The organism is Undibacterium sp. RTI2.2, from assembly GCF_035018705.1.
Lineage (GTDB): Bacteria > Pseudomonadota > Gammaproteobacteria > Burkholderiales > Burkholderiaceae_D > Undibacterium.
The window spans coordinates 141,106-160,959 of record NZ_JASJXN010000005.1 but is presented as its reverse complement, the minus strand read 5'-3'; the positions used below and the strand labels follow the sequence as shown (position 1 = coordinate 160,959).

Genomic DNA, 19,854 nt, shown 5'->3' with positions numbered 1-19,854 from the left:
CTCCGTGCTACAAATTAAAATGCGTAACGGGCTTCGGCAAACAAATTGCGCGCTGGTAGAGGATGCGATTGATAAGCGCGATAATCAAATACGTTATCGATACCTGCTGCTAGTTCCAGACCTTTTGCTGGCTTAAATAACACCCGCAAATCTAGTTGTTTAACCCGTGATAAACCGCCATAGGTATCTGGATTGATATCGATATTCGTCATCTCGTTGTATTGACGACCGGAGTAGCGATAAGTCCCGGCGACACTCCATTTGTTGCTCGTCGCATAGCTTAGTGTGACGGCACTGCGCACACGTGGAATACGTACCCAGGTTTTTCCGACGGAGGCGATAAAATTATCATTCTCGATAATTTTACTGTCGTTAAAAGCCAGATTGCCATCCAGATTAAGGCCATTGATAAAGAGGTTGTCCATCTCTGCTGCCAACTCTATCCCTCGGGTGCGGACTCGTCCCACATTTTGTACATTGGTGATGTTAGGAAAAACAGCCGTATTGGTCTGGCTCCAGATAGTGTTGCGTATGTCATCCTGGAAAAGCGAAACCCGCAGGCTGGCATTGCGGTAGCGCTTTTCTAACATCAGCTCTACTGCATCGGATTGTTCTGGTTTAAGATTAGGATCATTCACGACGATGGCGCTACCTGATTGCGATCCCTGGAATAGTTCTGCCACGGTAGCAAAGCGGGTACCGCGACCTGCAGATAAACGCAGAGTCATATCGTCGGTGGCTTCCCATGCAAGTGATACTTTAGGTGAGGCGGCTGAGATAGATCGCTCGGTATAATTCTGGGTTGCGCCAGGGATAAACCGTTGCACGCCATTAAAGGCTTTCCAAGATTCTAGCCGCAAACCAAATGTGGCTCTCCAGTCGCTTGCAAAGCGCCATGCATCCTGCGCGTATAGCGCAAACAAACGAGTGTCGCCGCCAACAAATTGATTCTCTGCGCCTGCGCCAGTACGCCAGTCGTTGTTCAGGGTTTGAGTGCTTTGTTGTAAATGGTAATCGTTGGCGTGAATGCCAAAAGTCAATGCGTGTTTGCCATCGCCAAAATCACCCGCCACTGGTGTGTAGGCAGACTGGACTTCAAACGTACGAAAGCCTGTGCCATCTCGCAATACTGCGTTACCGGCACCGCCATTGGCCGCGATTGGGTCAGCAAAGTTAGCATTGCGTTGCAGGTCTTTAAGTATTCGATATTGACTGGCGACGACTGACATATTCCAGCCCGTCTGATAATGGGATTTGACGGTCAGACCCGCTTGCAAATGGGTTTCTGCACGGTTGTAAGGGGCAAAACTATTCGCCGGAATATCGAAGACGTTGCCGTTGTTGCTGACGCGCCCCGACCATATCCGATTGCCGTTTGCGTCGCGTAAAAAGCTGTTGTTGCGAGTGACGGTGTCATTCGTCCACCAGGCAAGCATTGCCTCGGCACTGATCGCTGACGTGATGTCGTAGCCGGCGACCGCTTTTGCAGTGGTTTGTACGGTGTGGTCAATTGCGCCAGCGTTGGCACCAAACACAGCGCGGGTTTGTCCGGTTGGTGCAGCATCGTATTGCACGCCAGTGACTGGCGTCGTTGGCTTGCTACCAGTAGGCGGGACAAAAATGCCAGCAGCATTGGCGTTGACTGTGTAGTACTGCATAGGGTGGCCGGTAGAATCCTGACGATTCAGCATCAATCGATAGGACCAGCCGGACGCCAGTTTGTCGCCCAATAAAACGGAGGCTTGGGTGTTCGTAAAAGTTTCGCTCTGACCATACGCATCGAAGCTTTCTGACTGTACCGCAAAGCGGGCTGAGCCTTCAAACGTCTTCGGTTTTTTCGTCGTCATTACCACTGTTGTGCCGATAGAGTTACCAGGATAAATAGCAGAGAAGGGGCCGTATAAAACATCGACGCGTTCGATTTCCTCAGGTGCGATCATGTTCCAGCGTGGCGCGTCAAAGCGTCCGAGGAAATTAGAAATCAAATAGCCATCCATAAATACCAGACCACGCGGTGCTTGTGTGGTACCAAAGCTACGACCACCTATGAGTGCGTTGCGGTCGCCGCTATAACGTTTGCGGATTGTGGTGTTGGGGAGATTGCGCAGGACATCCTCTGGATTAAAAACATTTTGCTGCTCGCGTAACTCTTGGGCAGTCATGCTGGCAGTGGTCATCGGCAGATTGGGTGCGAGCGGCAAGCGGTTGCCATCAATTGCCACCGACTGCAATTGCTGATCGCTGGCGACGCCTTGCGCGAGACTGCCCCCTGAGAAGGTGGTAGCGATGAGTAAAACTAAAGGTTTAAGGGATGATTTCATAGAGTTGAGTTAAATTTTTAAATGAGCTGTAAATGAGCTGTAAATGAGCTGTAAATCAGCTGTAAATAAGTTGTATGTGCGTTTGAAATAAGCTTGAACTGAGTGCTCAATAAGTCGGACATAACTTGGAAATAAGTTTGTTTTGCAAAAGTGGCCAACTGAAAAAGTCAAAATTGATCGTCCAATCATTCCGCGGCTTCTGGCACAAAAATGGCCTGGATGCCGCAGAATCATTGGACAATGCTTTTTAACTTTTAATAATCAGATTAAATTTTAAAAATCAAACTTCAGCTCACCCACCACAGTGCGCTGTGTGTAAGGATGAAAAGCCCAGTATTTGGCGTTGTTAAGATTGTCGATGCCGACTGATGCAGTCCATTGCTTGGCGACTTGGTATTGCACGCGCAAGTCCACCACAAAAAAGCGAGAAAATCCTGTGTACGTTTTGCCATTAGGATCGCTGTTGTCTAAGGTGCCGTATTGCTTGCCGCTATAACGTGCGCCGAAGGTGGTGGCGAGTTTGTCGTTGACTTTGTAGCTGCTGACAAAGTTGGCGCGCCAGTTAGGTACACGTGGTTGCCACATGCCGACGCTGGTGGGGAATTTATCGTTTTTTACGATTTTTGAATCGGTATATGTCAGGCTGGCAGTCAGGTCTAAGCCGCGGGTAATGACGTCATTTGCCATGTACGCCAATTCCAATCCGGTAGTGTGGATGTCATCAATGTTTTGGATATTGGTGATGTTAGGTGTAACGCTGACATTGGTTTGCGAATACAGCGCATCCTGCGTACGCTCATGGAATAGCGTAGCGCGCACCATGCCAGTTTCTAAGCTTCTCTCTACGCTCCATTCTGAGGTCCAGGATTTTTCTGGCTTTAAGTTCGGATCGTTATTGACGATGGTATTGACGCTGACCGACCCCTGATATAACTCGGACACAGTCGGCATACGTATAGCCCGACCGACGGATGCTTTGATCGTCCAGTCGTTATCGGCTTTGTAGGCCAGGGCGGCTTTGGGCGAGAAGGCGGTTTCTTTCCGTGGAATAAATGGCAAGCTGCTGGTGGCGGTACAGATGACACCATTATTGGCAGCCCACTGTTCTATGCGGCCGCCGAGTATGGTTTTCCATTGCGGATTGATGCGCCACGCGTCTTGCGTATATATGCTTTGTAATTCGGTATTGCCCTGGAAGCCGGAGAATACCGTGCTGGCTGCACCGTTAATCCAATCGCTGGTATTGGAAACTAGGGTGCGTAGTTTGTAAGCTTCGCGCTGGTAGCCGAATTCAACCGTATGATCTTTGGCCGCTTCTGGACGCCAGATGCCTTTGAGTGCCAGCGTGTTCCAGCCGGTACCGCTCATATCGGTGATGCGACCTGCGCCGCCGCTGTTGGCTTGCGGGATTGCAACGGTAGGTGCGCGTGCGATATCTTTGCTGTAATCGTAAAGGCTGGCGGCGATTTCCCAGTCCCATACGCCTTTGGTATTGCTCTTCAGGTTGAGCCCGTGGGTGACATGCTCCAGGCTATTGGTGCTGTTGGAAAAATCGGTCGGAACCAGGGTATATTTTTTGCCGTTGACATTGATGTCGCCGTTAAGCACCGGATTGCCAGCAGCATCGCGCAGATAGCTTTCTACGGTGCTGGTCATATTATTGCGCCAGTAGCCCAAGGTATAGCTGGCACGTAGCGTGGGTGTGATGTCGTAAGCGACTTTGAATTTGGCGTGGTCTTGCACCGTATTGTATTGACCCGTTGCACCAAGGATGAGCCAATCTTGATTTTTCGGATTTTTATCCAAGATCGCGCCGCTCACTGGCGTACCCAAATTGCTGCTCACGCCTGCGGATAATAATTTATTCACGAAGACAATAGGGTGGCCATCACTATCGAGCCGGTTGACATTCGCCCACCATGACCAGTCACCTTGTTTGTCACCTAACGAGGCGCTGAGCTGATGGCCGCTATAACTTTTATCGGTACCATATTGCTGAAAATTCTCACTAAAGGCCATGACTTTTGCATGGGCTTCAAATTGGCTGGGCATCCTTGTGATGTAGTCCACCACCGCACCGACCGAGTTGCCAGAATATGCTGCTGAAAACGGACCGTAGAGGACGTCGACACGTTCGATCTCTTCGGGCGTCACCAGTCCCCAGCGTGGCGTATAACTTGCGCCATTACCTAGTAAGTTCGACAGTAATATGCCGTCGGCATACACCAGCGAGCGGGCGCTATTGCCTGTGCCAGATGCGCGCGTTGCGAGCACGGCATGGTTGTAGTCACCAATGTAGCGCTTGCGCACTAGCAAGCTGGGCAGATATTTGAGCGCGTCTTCTGCATCCGTCGCATTGATGGTTTGTGCCAGCGTTTTAGCATCGATACCTTCGATCGTAGTTGGGATTTCGGTCGGCAATGAAGACGGACGACCAGCAGTAATCAAGACACGATCGGCCACATCATTGCTGCCAACGACGATATCGCTAGCGGCGTCATTATTACCATTAGCCGCCAGTACGCTGGCAGACAATAAAGGCAATGCGGCGGCGATGCCGACGCTGAGTGTGTGCCGGATAAAACGGTCGCTGCGCTGAGACGACGGATTTTGGGACGAGTTTTTTGGCGGATTTTTGTATAGCGTGAGGGTGATAAAAGGATTCATGATGTGAGCAAACTTTAAAAAAACAGGACTTACGCAAAATTGTCCCAGCAAGGCGCAGCGACGACGACAATACCTCTGTACGGCTAGTCGCTGTAACGCAGCTGGGGCGGTTTTGCGCAAGTTCTGAAAAAAACAAACGCACGCAGCACCGCATTCGCAGGTGAGCGCAGGACAAAATCTGATCAAATGAGTAGATGATCAGACGTTGAGCAAACAGATTGTTTTAATTTAAAGCAGGTGGCCCACGCGCCGGTAAAGGCGCAGAAACCATAGAGGCCAGCCGTGCCGCTGGAATAGCGCGCAGGGCATAAGACAAAGTATGTGGTGGTTCTACGATGTCTTGTTGAGGAAACGCATTAGTGATGCCGGTTGCCAGGCAGAACGAGCAATCCAGCAAATGCGACATAGATTGGCCAGTTTTGCTAGTTTTTCCATCAGCGGATAAGTCATTGCCAGCGAAATCGCCGCTAGTCTGGCTGATCAGCTTGATACCCGTGCTGGTACAAATCACATTCATTGCCTGCGGATTGAACACCGGAGATGCAATTGCCACGCCCAATGCCGTAACGTACAAAAAAAGTACGAGGGCAACCAGTTGGCGGGAGAGGCGGGGCATGTTCATGGAAGCGGATTATAACAGCGCTGTAACAACTGGATACAAATTGGCTTCTGTCGTGGCGAATATCTGATCAGGTTTGTTTGGCGTAGTGATATCCAGCGACATGCCCAGCGACATGTCCAATGATATCGGCCGCGATAGCCGTAAAGCTGCATCTGGCAATAGCTAAAAAAGCGGCATGACGCGCCGGATAGGAGTAAAAATCATCTAAATTGTTCTACAAAATACAACGGACTTCTTTTTGCAACACAGATAGAATGTTCGACACTGTAGGCGAGCCATCAGAACCTTGATTGTCTTGCTCTGCTATTGGCCTTTCCGTTATTTTTTTGGTTCTTTTATTGATCTTGCTCTCAGAGGATTACATGCAAAAGCGTCGCCCTGTTTTGTCACTCGCTATGTCCCGCGTTTTACCTCGTATTTTGTCCCCGCTGGCTGCCAGCTTGTTAATGGTCAATTGCATTGCGGTTGCTAATCTTGCGCATGCTGCGGATGCTGCTACCTCGGTTGCTACTCCAGTGACCCAGTCTACAAATAAACCAGCGCCTGTGCTTGCAATCAAGGCAGGTAAATTGATTGATGTAGAGGCCGGTAAGGTATTGCTGGATCAAATTATTTTGGTACAAAACCAGCATATTCTCTCCGTCGGTTCTAGCAAAACCATGGCGATCCCGGCAGGTGCGCAAATTCTCGATTTGTCCAAATCCACGGTATTGCCCGGCTTGATTGACTCTCACACGCATCTGACTGGGAATGCACATCAGCATGGCTATTCCAGTATTGGTACTTCTAATATCCGTGCTGCTTTGTATGGTGTTCGCGCTGCCCGCGACACTTTGCAGGCCGGTTTTACGACAGTGCGTAATGTCGGTGCAGATGGTTTTGGCGATGTCGCCTTGCGGGACGCGATCAATGACGGCGATGTACCTGGCCCGCGCATGCTGGTTTCTGGCTATGCGCTGGGGATTACCGGCGGTCATTGCGATAATAATTTATTGCCGGCTGAATATAACGATATCGGTAAAGGTGTGGCCGACGGACCTTGGGCGGCCCGCGCTAAGGTGCGCGAGATGGCGAAGTATGGCGCCGACTTGATTAAAATTTGTGCGACCGGCGGTGTGTTATCCAAAGGCGATGCTGCTGGTGCGCAGCAATATACGCTGGAAGAAATGCAAGCTATTGTGTCTGAAGCCCACAAACTCGGTCGCAAAGTCGCAGCGCATGCGCACGGCACCAGCGGTATCAATGATGCTATCCGCGCCGGTGTCGATTCGGTAGAGCATGCCAGTTTGATTGATGCAGAAGGCATGCGCATGGCGAAAGAAAAAGGTACTTATCTGGTCATGGATATTTATGATGATGACTACATTTTGAGTGAAGGCGAGAAGGCAGGATTTTTACCAGAGTCCCTCGCCAAGGAAAAAGAGATCGGTCAGCTGCAACGCGATAACTTCCGCAAAGCATTTGAGTTCGGCGACAAAATGGCATTCGGTACTGATGCCGGCGTCTATCCGCATGGCGACAACGCTAAGCAATTTTTCTACATGGTCAAATACGGCATGACGCCGATGCAGGCAATCCAGGCAGCGACCATTAGCGCGGCTGATTTACTCGGCTGGAAAAATAAAGTAGGTAGCATTAAGGCTGGAAAATTCGCCGACATTATCGCCGTAACAGGTGACCCTATGAATGATGTGACGGTACTGACCAAGGTTGATTTTGTGATGAAAGATGGCGAAGTTGTGAAGTCGTCTGTAGCGCAATAAGGATTGTTTGCTCGATATTTCCCCTTGGTAAATTTTATAAAAAAGGGGGAGTATGTTGGTAAATATGCCTTAATGTCCAGTTATTGTATGGACGTTAAAATATACATAGGTGGAGTATATTTTGCGGGGTACGAGGTGTAGCGTGCTTAAAGAACGAATAAGCCGGAGTGCTTCAACCTCGGGATTCTAGTCTTTTGGTATGGCGAGCTTTTGGAAACTTGAACTTCCCCCTCATCCTGCCTTCTCCCGCTAGCGGGAGAAGGAGCTACAGCAGATGCTAAAGTCGCTGCTACAGCCGAAGCCAAAGCCAACGTAGACAATAATTATTTAATACAGCATTACAATTAAATCCTGATTCAAAAATTTAAAAAAAGGAATTCTTTTGGGACAGCAAACATTTGGGCAGCAACTGATACGTACCAAGCCAGTTGATGCCAGCGGTAGTGAGGTTGAGGCAGGTAGCAGCAATGGTTTACATCGCTCGCTAGGCTTGTTTTCTTTAACCATGATTGGCGTTGGTGCCACGATTGGGACCGGTATCTTTTTTACCATGGTGGAGGCCGTGCCCAAGGCAGGGCCTTCGGTGATTTTGTCCTTTATTCTGGCGGCAGTGACGGCGGGTCTGACGGCACTATGCTATGCCGAATTGTCATCCCGCATCCCAGCGTCAGGCTCTTCATATTCATATGCTTACGCTACCGTCGGCGAGTTTCCTGCGTATATCGTCGCTGCTTGTTTACTATTGGAATATGGGTTGGCTGCCAGCGCTACGGCGGTGGGTTGGTCAGCTTATTTAAATAATTTTCTTGCGAATGCCATTGGATGGCAAATCCCAGAAATGCTGCGCTCATCCATGATAGTGGCAGGGGCAAATGGGGTTGAATTCCACCCCGGGCAAATTAATTTACCGCCAATTATTCTGGTGATCGTTTGTGGTTTTTTATTGTTACGCGGAACCAAAGAATCTGCCACCGTCAACGCGGTGATGGTACTGACTAAATTAGTTATCTTGACTTTTTTTGCAGTAGTGGCGTTCTCTGGTTTTAATGCAGAACACTTCACACCATTTTTCAACCCAGACAACAGCAAAGGTCTGGGCGGCATGGCTGGCGTGACCGCTGCTGCCGGTACCGTGTTTTTTTCTTTTATCGGTCTGGATACCGTCGCTACCGCAGGTGAAGAAGTTAAAAATCCAAAACGCAATGTGCCACTGGCGATCTTGGCCGCATTGGTAATTGTGACGGTATTTTATTTATTGGTTGCTGTTGCGGCCGTCGGCGCTCAGCCTGCCAGCATGTTTGCAGGGCAAGAAGCTGGTTTGTCCGTGATTTTGCAAAACGTAACTGGCAAAGCCTGGCCTGCTTTGATCTTATCTGCCGGTGCAGTGATCTCGGTATTTAGCGTGACGCTGGTGACGATCTACGGTCAGACCCGGATTTTGTTTGCGATCAGCAAAGATGGCTTGATCTCACCCTCTTTCCAGCGCTTGCATGCACGTACTCAGACCCCGACTAGCAATACAATTATCGTTTGTGTCGTGGTCAGTATTGTTGCCGGTTTAGTCGATGCGACCTTCTTGTGGGACATGGTTAGTATGGGCACGCTGGTGGCATTTATCGTAGTCTCAACGGCTGTGCCAGTGATGCGTGCTAAAGGTATTGGTGCTGGCAGTGGTGGTTTCCGGGTTCCGTTTGGGCCATATTTTTTACCCGGACTAAGTATCTTGGCTTGTTTATATATCGTTAAAGATTTACCACCGACGACTTACAAGGTATTTTTTATCTGGATGGCAGTAGCGATCGGTGTATATTTTTTATATGGAATGAGACATTCACGTTTGCGCCAAAATGACGAAAAATAAATATTGGTATAAGCGCAATGGCATTGCAAAGCCATTGCGCCATAGACCAGATTTTTTCATGATAGCTTTATGATGTGTCAGATGGACATACGGTTAACGATTGATCGTGCTAATTATTTTTCAAATTGGTGATATATGAAATTGAAACTGAAAAAAATCTGCAATGGCGTAGTCGCTGCAAGTAGCCTGGCTGTCCTCGCTTTGATGACGCCGGTATGCAGCGCAAACGCTGAAGTCATTGGCAGCGTAGATACCGCTTTCATTTTGATTGGACCCGACCATAAAATTATCGTTGAGGCCTATGACGATCCTAAAGTGGATGGCATAACTTGTTACATTTCTCGTGCAAAAACGGGTGGTATCAAAGGTGCGATCGGCTTGGCAGAGGACAAGGCAGAAGCTTCTATCGCATGCCGCCAGGTTGGCCCTATTAGTTTTAAAAAACCTTTGGTGCAGCAAGAAGAAGTATTTAATGAGCGCTTATCTATTTTGTTTAAAAAACTCAGAATAGTCCGTGTCGTTGATACCAAACGCAATGCGCTGGTATATCTGACGTATTCTGATCGCCTGATTAATGGTTCACCGCAAAATAGTGTGACCGCAGTGCCGGTAGATAAAGCTATGCCGATTCCGCTAAAGTAAATTATCTGAAAGATTTAGTGATAAATACGAGAAATAAATGCAGCAAAGCAACGATTGCGCTTTAAAATCTGGGATTACACGAAAAAATGTGCTGGCAATATTTGTCCTAAATCAAATCAATGAAAACCTCTGCTGCCCCAGCCAGAACCACTGAGCAATCAGTTGATGCTCTGCTTAAAACGATCAGAATTCCGCCGCGCCCTAGTTTGTTAGCAGAGGTTCAGCAAGAACTGTCGTCTAAAGAGCCCGATCCGCGTCGCCTCGCAAAAATTATCGCTAATGATGTCGGCCTGGCAGGTTCTTTGATGAAGTTGACCAACTCCTCTTTTTTTGGATTACGTTTAAAGGCGAGTTCTGTCGATCATGCGGTTGATCTATTAGGCATGGCGCAGTGCGGCACATTAATGACGGGCATCATTGCCCGTCAGTCGGTTGTAGTGCAAGGGCAATCACTGGTGAAGTTTTGGGATTTTTCTACCAAGCGGGCGCAGGCGATGATTTATCTGGCGCGTAATATGCATATTTATCCCTCAGATATTGCGCATACGTTTGGCTTGTTTTGCGATATCGGCATTCCAATTATGCTGGAGCGTTTTCCTCACTATGCAGCAACGCTGACTAAAGCTAATCAGGAATTTACTAAAAAATTTACCGAGATCGAAGATGAGGCGCATCAGTGCAATCACGCCGCAGTCGGGTCTTTGATGGCGCGTACCTGGGGTTTGCCCGAAGATGTTTTTACCGCGATTTTATTGCACCATGACTACGCGGTTTTAGAAGATAGCGCTACGCCAGAAATGGTTCGTGCACTAGTAGCAATGGCCTTGATGTCGGAATACGCCATACAAAAATATCATGGGCAAGATGTTTCCGCCGAATGGGAAAAAGGCGGAGTGCAGGCTTGCCATTTTCTGGGTTTATCCACAGATGAAGCTGCCGATAAATTTGATGAATTACATGAAATGTTTAATAGTATGGAGTGATCACGGTATTTTTCTTGCAACGACTCCTACCGTGAACATCACCAAACTTCAAGCTTTCCCCCGCAGTAAACGTGCTGGCAACAAAACGATTGCACGCAATAATTCAAACACGCCTTCTACGGCAATCCCCATCAGTCTGAATGGCAAGCAGATCAGCCATACCAGCGGATAAAGCACCAGTGCGAACAAGGCCAGCGGCCAGCACATTACTAACAGCACAATCCACAAAATAAACGTCAGCATTGAGTTTCCTAGACTTGAGGTTTCAGACAAAAAGTTGGTGTATCACACTGCTGATAATCAGGATGGCGATGCTCAGGATAACAACGCCATCCATGTCTGCTTTGAGGTCCATACAATATCCTTTCAAATTCTTGGGTTGGTTTTTGTTAGCTTATAAAAATCCGTATCCCTGGTGCGGCTAGCTTGCCAGACTAGCATGCTGGATCAAGCAGAATATGCGCTTAAGTATTGATCCAAATACGCATCACAGTCTTAGTTTTTTTAGAAGCTAACTCCAATATAGTCAGTGTCGCTCAATCCCGCTAGGACGGTCTGACGAACTGTAATTTGGCAGGCTTGATCGATCTGAATTGGAGGATCAATGGTGTAGGGGAGATTTAAAAAACTCCACATTTGAGCACATAGCGTTATGGTTGTTGTTCAGTTTGATCAGGTGGATTTACTTAATCCTGAAGTAATCAGATCGTGTAGCGTTGCCGGATTGCCGTCTTTGTCCCAATAAAATAACCAGCCAGTTTCAGAAAAATGCCTAACTCTCAGTGCAATGAATGACATTGCCATTTGTACAGCATGCCAGCTATCGCACCCATAAATCCTTGATGGGTGCGAGTCGAGTATCCCCAGCGATACGGCGCAACCCCAGTCAATATGATCCTTGATCGGGGCAGCAATACTTAAGTTCAGGTCTGCGCCGACACCGTCTGGTGACACGGCATATCAGCGTCGTTCTATCAAAAAATCGTTCATGACCGAGCCTCTTTCTTTGAAATGGATTTCTGTTTAGCTTGTGGTTTTTACTTCATTGAACAGAATCTTGTTGGAAAAAGGGTCTGTCAGGCTCAAGATTCTGTCGCCCCATACGGCGATTTCAATGCCAGGTTTATTGTATTTGTAGGTCTTCTGAGATAACTCTTGGTACAACGCATCGATGTCTGATGTGTTTACAAATACCTTGCTTCCCGGTGTGCAGTCACCGGAATGTTCGCTCAGGTGAAAAACTAGATTGTCTTTCGATACTTGCATATAGATAGGAAAATCGTCCTTAAACCGATGTTCCCAATCGATACTCATGCCGAGAAACTCAACATAAAACTGTTTCGCTTTTTCTTCATCAAAGATGCGTAAGACGGGAATGCTCTGGAAGTCCATCATTGCTCCTTATTCCTATGCCAGTTGCGACAGTGTGTTGAGTGAATGGTAATCAAGATAATAATTTATATTTAGGACTGACGTAAAAATGCCCCAGCCACGTTGTAGCTCCTAGCCGTACTAAAGTACTGTCATCGTCGCTACGCCTTGCTGGGACAGTTTTGCGTCAGTCCTAATATTCTCAACTTAAATATACTGCCTATTAGTATATTTAAGTTGTCCAGGTAATATTTGGAGGATAAGCGGTATTTTATAAAAATAATGGGGAGTATATAAAAATTTCTAGGTTTAACCCGCCTGTTTGGCACTATCTAACAACCAGTTCTTAAACGCCAGCAAAGGTCCCAGACTCGCGTTTTGTTCCGGATACACCAGATAATAGGCGGCCGAGCGGGGTAGGCTTAATTGCAGTGGAATGCTTAGCGTGCCAGCATCCAATTCTGCCTGCACCATAAAACGCGGAATCAGCGCCACACCTAAACCGGCGGCGGCGGCACTGATCAGCATGGTGAACAATTCATAGCGAGCACCTTTGACAGCGGATACATCATTGCGGCAATCATGTAAATCAAACCAGCGTCGCCAATCGTCTAAACGGCTGGTCAGGTGCAGCAAAGGCATTTTGCTGATATCTGTGATGCCTATGATGTTCTCGTTGGCTTTGGTCGCATCCGTAGTTTGATATTTTGCCAATAAGGCAGGGCTGCAAACTGGTGTCGTGTCATCTTCACCGATTAAAAAATCCCCAATGGTGCCGGGCCAAGGCGCTTGTCCTGAATGAATCGCCGCATGGAAATGCGATTCAGAAAAAATAAACGCATCGGTTCTGGTACTGAGATTAATCGTAATGTCGGGGCGCAGTGCGTGGAATTGTGCCAGACGCGGGATCAGCCATTGGGTCGCAAAAGTCGGTACGACTGCCAATTCCAGCACGCCGGAACCCTCCTGGCTCGCCATTAACTCCAGGGTGTCGCGCTCTATTCGGCCCAGATGCAGACGTATACGTCCGGCATACTCTTGCCCGGCAGGCGTTAATACGACGCGTTGTTTGATGCGGGCAAATAGCGGTATACCCAACCAGCTCTCTAACCCCGCAATTTGTTTGCAGACCGCGCCTTGGGTCAGCGCCAGTTCATCCGCGGTACGGGTAAAACTTTGCAGGCGTGCTGCAGCCTCAAAGATCATGAGCGCATTTAAGCTAGGGATTTTTTTTCTCATTGATATAGATTATTCTTTTTATTCACTAACTTGTGATTTTATATCGTTTGTCCCGATTGTCCAGTTAAGTGAGAATGCTGCACTAGCTAACAATTAAACTATCTACTATGAATCCACATATTCAAACCCTGCTTGTTGCCAGTATAGGCGAGCAGCAAACAAGCAACTTAGTGAATTTATTGCATGTATCTCCTAAATTTGACCACGTACAACCGGGGCAGGTAACACGTGCCGAGATCGCGCAGGCCTTGAATATGTTGCTGTTTTACGGAATTTTGCAGCGGGTTCCCAGCGGGAAGACTTACACCGATGAGCTCGTTGCCCGTGGCGGCAAAGTCATGCTGGATCATGGTGCTTTGCGCACGGTACGCTGGTTTGGCATCGGTGCTTTGCCACCGGGCGAAGCCGCTGTGACGCGGATTCTCAAGCCACTAGGGTATCGCCTGAATGGCAAATATCCGCTGGATCGTTTAAACATGACCGGGCGTTCTTATGCACAGATCGATGATCCTGAAAATATCTCGCAGTTTTTTGTCAGCGAACTACATCCAGAACGTTTTAGTCCGGCTTTTCAGCAAGCGGTGAGCCGGGTTTTGGGCGACTCCAAAGATCCTTTGACGCCAGCGGCGTTTAGTCTGCTCAATGAACTGGAGCGCGACGGCAGTCTGAGCGTGCAGCAGTCGCTGGAATTATTGCCCGTGCTGGTTGCCTGTTTTGATCGTCAACATGGCACTCCGCAATTAAGCGACTATGAGTTGCTAATCAAAGAATCCGCCGAAATGGCATGGATCGCCACTGAGGGAAATGTGTTTAACCACGCAACGGACCGCGTAGCGGATGTGTTCCAGACTGCGGAGGAGCAAAAAGCCTTGGGGCGCCCCATCAAAGCGCAGGTCGAAGTCTCTGGCTCTGGCCGCGTAAGGCAGACCGCGTTTAAGGCCGACAATGTTGTGCGGGAATTTTATGATGCAGAGGCGGCGCTGGTGATGCGCGAAGTGCCGGGATCATTTTATGAATTTATCTCACGCGACACGATGCTTGATCCCGTCACCGGATTGTCAAAACTCGATCTGCAGTTTGACACAGGCAATGCGCAAGGTATTTTTAAGATGACTGCCAATGCTTGAGCCTGTCAACCGCTTAGCTGTGCTGGAGTCACTGCAAGATTTATTGGGTAATGCCGGCTTGCTGACCACGCCAGAGGACTGCGCTCGTTACGTAACCGGAGCGCGTTATGGCGTCGGGCAGGCAATGGCGGTCGCGCGTCCCAATAGCACCGCGCAATTGTCGCAACTGGTCAGTCTGTGTGCAGCGCATCACTTGAAGCTGGTGGTGCAGGGTGCCAATACGGGCTTGGTCGCAGCCAGCACACCAGATCAGAGCGGACAGTATTTGGTGTTAAGCACGGAACGTCTTAGTCGTTGCATAGAGATTGATACGGTCAACCGCTCAGTCACCGTCGATTCTGGTGTGACCTTGCACGATCTGAATGAGGCGCTGAAAGAACACGATTTATGCTTCCCGATTGACCTCGGTGCCAACCCGACCATCGGCGGTATGATCGCCGCCAATACTGGGGGTGCACGATTGATTAAATATGGCGACGTGCGGCAAAATTTGTTGGGGCTGGAAGTCGTATTGCTGAATCCGGCAGGCAGGGTGCTGGATCTGCAATCGGCGCTTCGCAAAAATAATACCGGCCCCGATCTAAAGCAATTGTTTATCGGCACCAGCGGCGCCTACGGGATTATCAGCAAAGCCGTTTTACAAGTGCATCGCCTGCCAAAACAAAGCGCTACTGCATTAGTTGTGCCGCGTGATCAGGCGGCGGTTTTAGAATTGTTGCAAAGGCTGGAGCGTGATTGCGGCGAATTTTTGAGTGCCTTTGAGGGGATTTCTGGACAAGCATTGGCGTCGGTATTGCGACATGTCCCCGCGATCAGCAATCCCTTTGGCGGTCTGGCTGATATCCCCGATTATTGCGTCCTGATTGAGCTGGATACCAGCATCACTCAGCAGCATTCAGGCTTGTGTCTGGAGGATTTATTAAGCAATTCGCTGGCTGCCTTGTTGACTGGAAGCGATGACGACATCATCACCAATGCAGTGATTGGTCGCGGTAAAGATTTATGGCGTATCCGGCATGCAATCAGTGAGTCTTTGCGTAGCGAAGGTAAGATCATTGCGTTTGACATTTCTATGCCGCGTTCATCTTTGGTTGATTTTCGGCAGCAGGCGATTGGCTTGATCGAAACCGATTATCCATTTTTACAGATCATGGATTTTGGTCATTGGGCGGATGGCGGTTGCCACTTCAATCTGGTGTGGCCGCATGTGGCGACGATCGCTTACGATGCGGCAACGGTCAGCGCAGTGCGTGATGCGATCTACGATATGGTGGTGAATGAGTATCAAGGCAGCTTTAGTGCCGAACACGGAGTCGGCCCCTATAATCAAACCTACTACCATCGGTTTACGTCGCAAGCAGCGCAGCAACTGGCGGGAAAAATGCAAACACTGCTCGACCCTGATCGCTTATTTGGCCTGACCTGGTTCGGTGAGCTGGCTGAATAAAGCAATGCGCTCATTGCTACGTTTGAGAGTGACTTTTGAGCGACCGCTGAATGACGAGGCAGGGAAAATAAGTGGGCGAAACCTCATTGAGAATGTCTAAATCGATTCGTCGTTAAATATATACTCATAGTAGGTATATTTTAGTAGTCCATATATTTAATGGTCAATAAGCCAGTTTTTATAAAAATAAACGGGAGTATGTTGATTGTTGTGGAATCCAATTGCCTCCACGCTACCTTGTTAAGCTAATCAAGCAGTGTCTTTTACCAATGCTTAGTCGCACCAGATCAACATCAGCGCTGAAACGATTTCGCCCTCATTCTCGTCAGAATGAGGGCGAAATTCTTTATAGCTTATTTGACTGACCGCAAACTTGTGGCAGCCAGCCAAACTCACTAGCGACTAATCGCTAACAATACCTATTAGTCAGAAGCCACCAAGCTCACGCCGCTGAAGCTAGCGTAAGAGTTGAGCAACAGGTAGTAAGTACCTGCGGCTGGTGAGCTAATAGTGATCGTTTCAGTCGTGGTAGAACCATCAGATTTTTTCAAATAAGATGATGTTGTCGGTGCAGAACCTAGTTTGACGTAGATATCTGCATCGCCAGTTCCGCCCGATATTTTAAAGGTCAATGTAGTGCGACCTGATGGAACCACAAAAGTGTATACCGTGGAGTTGCCAGTCGTCAGAGCGAGGCCAGTTTTTGCTACGCCATTGCTCAATACATTGGATGGTGGAGGTGTTGTACCGCCGCCTGATCCCATGACAGTCGCAAAATTAGCAACGTTCAAACTGCCGTAGCCACTCGCATAATCCCAACCAGTTTTTGCAGTATAACCACCGTTGCTGCCAGAAGTTACGTCATGGAACATTGTTGGATTAGCCGCTGCTTTTTGATAAATGGCAGAAGCTGGGAAGGCCAGTGTATTGTTGTTCATGGACTGAACGCGAGCCCAGAAACCAGTGAACAACGGTGCTGCCAGACTAGTACCACCGATTTGCGAGCTAGTACCGTTGACGATTACCAATGCGCCGCTATTAGGTGATGCATCAAATGCGACGTCAGGTGCGCCACGTTTGGTTGAGCTGCCTAATACGCCGGCGGCAGTTTGCCAGCTTGGTGCTGCTTCTGTCAGGCTTGGTCCGCCGCCTGCGCCACCACTGGAACTTTGCTGGCAATTAGCAGAGCTGGTGCAAGCCCATACTGTTTCAGATGTCCATGTGGTACCTGACGTGTTCAGCAAAGTGCCGCCAACAGAGATGACATAAGGGGATACTGATGGATAGCTTTGAGCAGTGCTGGTGCCGCCGCATTCATATGCGCCTGAATCGCCGGAAGAGACCGAGAAAGTCTGCCCTTGTGCTACCGCAGTCTGGAAGATCTGATCATTACTTGCGATGATGCCGGAGCTTTGCGCATCAGTTTCGCATTCGCCTAAAGACACGTTGATGGTTTTGGCCAAGTTATCACTGACAGCTTTGTTATAGGTATTTGTCAGGTCAGCATCGCTCAAGGTATTGGCTGTATACAAAATCATCTGTTTGATCGTACCACCTGCTGCTGCCAGTGCATCTTGTGTATCCATATTCCATTCATCTACACCAGACGTATCTGTGCTGGCAGAGCCGACAGTAACAGTAGTGACATTGGTTTTTGGATAACCAGCGTTGGTGGTGAATGTGTTCAGATCTTTGATCGTTTGCGTCATGCTACCTTGGGTAATAATACCGATAGTGGCATTGGTCGCACTTGGCAAGCTCGATGCATTATAGATCAGAGGAAAATCAGTTGGATTGTGACCAGCTGTCGTCAGTGTTTTTGCATCAGGACGTATTGCCATTGTGTGATGCAGATGAACAGTTTGCAGACCATGGACTGCCAATACGATATCACCCAGCGATTGGGGTACAGAGACATCACTTACGTTGGCATGCGCAGTGCGGCCATTGATGTTGTATGTTTGCAGGTCGGTGTTGAAGGCAGTTTTGATGGAGGATGCAGTACCGTCAGCACTCACCAGCATACGATTGTCAGCAACGACGATGTTGACGAAACCGCTTTTTGTCAAATGATCGACTACGGATTTTACTTGTTCTGCGGTTGGTGCGTAGTGACTCAAGAACTCTGCGCTAGTGATGGGCTTTGCGCCGCCGCCAGTGATGAGGTTGGCCGTCAATGCATCAAGATCTGCTTTATTGCGTACTTTTAAAGAGATCACAACATGGGTAGGTGTACCCGCTTGCATCAATGCAATGGGTGTCGCTGCGCTAAGTAAACGAGGTGCTTTAGTCGCGGTAGATGCACGTAGTTCTGCTGCATGTGCTGCGCCACCAATTGTGGCTAAAACCATTGCTGCCACTGGCAGCATTTTAAATTTACAACTGAGTTTCATTACTTATCTCCAAATGGTAATACGAAGAAAGTGACCAGTCCAAAGGATTTTGAAGCGATCGGTTCAGTCACAGCAACCTGAGAGAAAATCTTGTTTTCTACAGGCTTGGCAAATTCAATTTCCCGTTTTTAAGAGGCGGTCTAGAAAAAATGCCTATTACAGGGCCGACTTACGTTGGATAGTAAGTTGGTCGACCTTGAAATATTCTTGGTAAAGCAGTGATGCGTAAATCTAAAAACGAGGCTTTGAAGCTAGATTTTTAAAATCAGACTTTTGAAATAATATTTTTACAGCTCGGAATTGTTAACTGAGGCAAAAATAATTAGGTTTGAAACGCTTAGTCTCAAAGTCATACTGGCTAATTTGACTGTTGACGCTGTTGTTTGATGTTGGAGCTAATGTTGTAACTGATGCTGGAACGAGAGGATTGAAGTGATGCAGCTGAGGTGTATCAAGCTCAGAAGCAATTACCGTAAAGAGGGACATTTTTTCTTCTGTTATCGATAATCTCAGATCAATAGAACCGGGAGACGTTGGGTGGCGCATGGCGATCAGGTCGCCATCATTAAAGAGACTTTTTTTGTCTATACAATCTGCATTCCAATTAACTCTTTCAGCAATCTGTTGATAATGCTGGATCATCTTTAATGCACTCCAATGAATGGGTGACACAAACAATTACAACCAATTTTAAGCAACTTTATACTGATGCATCGCCAGTTTTTCGCAGCGCCAATCAGCTTCTTTTTTTGGATCTTGCTAGTTTATTAATTTAGTTCCCGGCTCGCAGTTTTACGCTCAAATCTGAATTTAATTTAGCGTTTAAATCTGTTGAATCTGAGATAAATAATTGACTGAAAGAAAACTTATGCTAGCAGAAGAAATATTCTGGAAAGTTAAGGAACACCGATTAATGTGTAACTATCAGTAACAATCTGCTGAAATGGATATTGAAAAATAAGTCATTTTTATGTTTTTTTTACATTCCTAAAAATCACCAAATTTATCTGCAAAGATGCAGCTTTTTTTCTCATCGATTTTGGAGATTTAATTTGTGTAAAGAAATCAGCTTAGAATTTTTATACTAATACTGTTGTATTTTCTGCCGTTGTTTTCAAGCGTCAAAATTCATAATCAAAAAACTTTCTTCAAGAAAAAATATTCAACGGCTTTTTTGCTGGATAAAAAATTTTGATGAAAATCTCGTCAGCTTGGGAAGTGCAATGATCAGATATTCGACAGATATTCTCCAAGCGACATCCTCGCCGCTGCGCCTTGCTGCGACAAATTGGCGTAAATCTTGTTGACGACTTAGTGAAGACTTAGTGATGATTGAGTGGCTGGCTAATGCTGGGTCAAATGCTGAGCCAAATGTTAAGGATGCAATCCGATGATGTCAGAATGTTTTTTTCTTGTTA

General features: G+C 47.7%; 15 protein-coding genes. 6 read left to right on the top strand and 9 right to left on the bottom strand.

Annotation, left to right across the window (positions count from 1 at the left end; all coding sequences use genetic code 11):
• Positions 1-14: 14 nt before the first annotated feature.
• The 3 genes from QN395_RS04715 to QN395_RS04705 all read right to left on the bottom strand — a co-directional run bounded on the left by QN395_RS04715 (position 15) and on the right by QN395_RS04705 (position 5,610).
• Positions 15-2,321, bottom strand: coding sequence for a TonB-dependent receptor (locus QN395_RS04715; protein WP_322117866.1), 2,307 nt, complete (start codon positions 2,319-2,321; stop codon positions 15-17).
• Positions 2,322-2,594: 273 nt separating this feature from the next.
• Positions 2,595-4,988, bottom strand: coding sequence for a TonB-dependent receptor (locus QN395_RS04710; RefSeq protein ID WP_323492566.1), 2,394 nt, complete (start codon positions 4,986-4,988; stop codon positions 2,595-2,597).
• Positions 4,989-5,211: 223 nt separating this feature from the next.
• Positions 5,212-5,610: a DUF2946 family protein gene (locus tag QN395_RS04705; protein WP_322117868.1), complete on the bottom strand. Its 399-nt coding sequence runs from the start codon at positions 5,608-5,610 to the stop codon at positions 5,212-5,214.
• A gap of 362 nt (positions 5,611-5,972) precedes the next feature.
• Between QN395_RS04705 and QN395_RS04700 the strand changes: the two genes are divergently transcribed.
• The 4 genes from QN395_RS04700 to QN395_RS04685 all read left to right on the top strand — a co-directional run bounded on the left by QN395_RS04700 (position 5,973) and on the right by QN395_RS04685 (position 10,859).
• Positions 5,973-7,373 (top strand): metal-dependent hydrolase family protein, encoded by a 1,401-nt coding sequence (locus QN395_RS04700; protein WP_322117869.1) that lies wholly within the window; start codon positions 5,973-5,975, stop codon positions 7,371-7,373.
• Between the two features lie 382 nt (positions 7,374-7,755).
• Positions 7,756-9,234 carry an APC family permease gene (locus QN395_RS04695; RefSeq protein ID WP_322117870.1) on the top strand — a complete coding sequence of 493 codons (1,479 nt, stop codon included), beginning with the start codon at positions 7,756-7,758 and terminating at the stop codon, positions 9,232-9,234.
• A 204-nt stretch (positions 9,235-9,438) separates the two neighbouring features.
• A complete protein-coding gene (locus QN395_RS04690; protein ID WP_322121517.1) occupies positions 9,439-9,876 on the top strand; it encodes a CreA family protein in 438 nt (145 codons plus the stop codon).
• Positions 9,877-9,995: 119 nt separating this feature from the next.
• Positions 9,996-10,859, top strand: a complete 864-nt coding sequence (locus QN395_RS04685; protein WP_322117871.1) for an HDOD domain-containing protein — start codon at positions 9,996-9,998, stop codon at positions 10,857-10,859.
• A 48-nt stretch (positions 10,860-10,907) separates the two neighbouring features.
• On the opposite strand, the gene QN395_RS04680 is transcribed toward QN395_RS04685, so the two are convergent.
• The 4 genes from QN395_RS04680 to QN395_RS04665 form a co-directional block, all read right to left on the bottom strand.
• Positions 10,908-11,102, bottom strand: a complete 195-nt coding sequence (locus tag QN395_RS04680; protein ID WP_322117872.1) for a hypothetical protein — start codon at positions 11,100-11,102, stop codon at positions 10,908-10,910.
• Between the two features lie 429 nt (positions 11,103-11,531).
• Positions 11,532-11,813: a DUF6968 family protein gene (locus tag QN395_RS04675; RefSeq protein WP_322117873.1), complete on the bottom strand. Its 282-nt coding sequence runs from the start codon at positions 11,811-11,813 to the stop codon at positions 11,532-11,534.
• Positions 11,814-11,882: 69 nt separating this feature from the next.
• Positions 11,883-12,254, bottom strand: a complete 372-nt coding sequence (locus QN395_RS04670) for a glyoxalase superfamily protein (RefSeq protein WP_323492565.1) — start codon at positions 12,252-12,254, stop codon at positions 11,883-11,885.
• Positions 12,255-12,539: 285 nt separating this feature from the next.
• Positions 12,540-13,469, bottom strand: coding sequence for a LysR substrate-binding domain-containing protein (locus QN395_RS04665; protein WP_323492564.1), 930 nt, complete (start codon positions 13,467-13,469; stop codon positions 12,540-12,542).
• A 107-nt stretch (positions 13,470-13,576) separates the two neighbouring features.
• Here QN395_RS04665 and QN395_RS04660 point away from each other — a divergent pair, with 107 nt between their 5' ends.
• On the top strand, positions 13,577-14,596 hold the full coding sequence (locus QN395_RS04660) for a DUF1338 domain-containing protein (protein WP_322117876.1): 1,020 nt from the start codon (positions 13,577-13,579) through the stop codon (positions 14,594-14,596).
• Positions 14,589-16,043 (top strand): FAD-binding oxidoreductase, encoded by a 1,455-nt coding sequence (locus QN395_RS04655; RefSeq protein WP_323492563.1) that lies wholly within the window; start codon positions 14,589-14,591, stop codon positions 16,041-16,043. Before QN395_RS04660 ends, QN395_RS04655 begins: the two co-directional genes overlap by 8 nt.
• Before the next feature lie 422 nt (positions 16,044-16,465).
• Here QN395_RS04655 and QN395_RS04650 read toward each other — a convergent pair whose 3' ends face one another.
• Both QN395_RS04650 and QN395_RS04645 read right to left on the bottom strand, forming a co-directional pair.
• Positions 16,466-18,436: a protease pro-enzyme activation domain-containing protein gene (locus QN395_RS04650; RefSeq protein ID WP_323492562.1), complete on the bottom strand. Its 1,971-nt coding sequence runs from the start codon at positions 18,434-18,436 to the stop codon at positions 16,466-16,468.
• 303 nt (positions 18,437-18,739) lie between these two features.
• Positions 18,740-19,078, bottom strand: a complete 339-nt coding sequence (locus QN395_RS04645) for a hypothetical protein (RefSeq protein WP_322117879.1) — start codon at positions 19,076-19,078, stop codon at positions 18,740-18,742.
• Between the last annotated feature and the right edge of the window lie 776 nt (positions 19,079-19,854).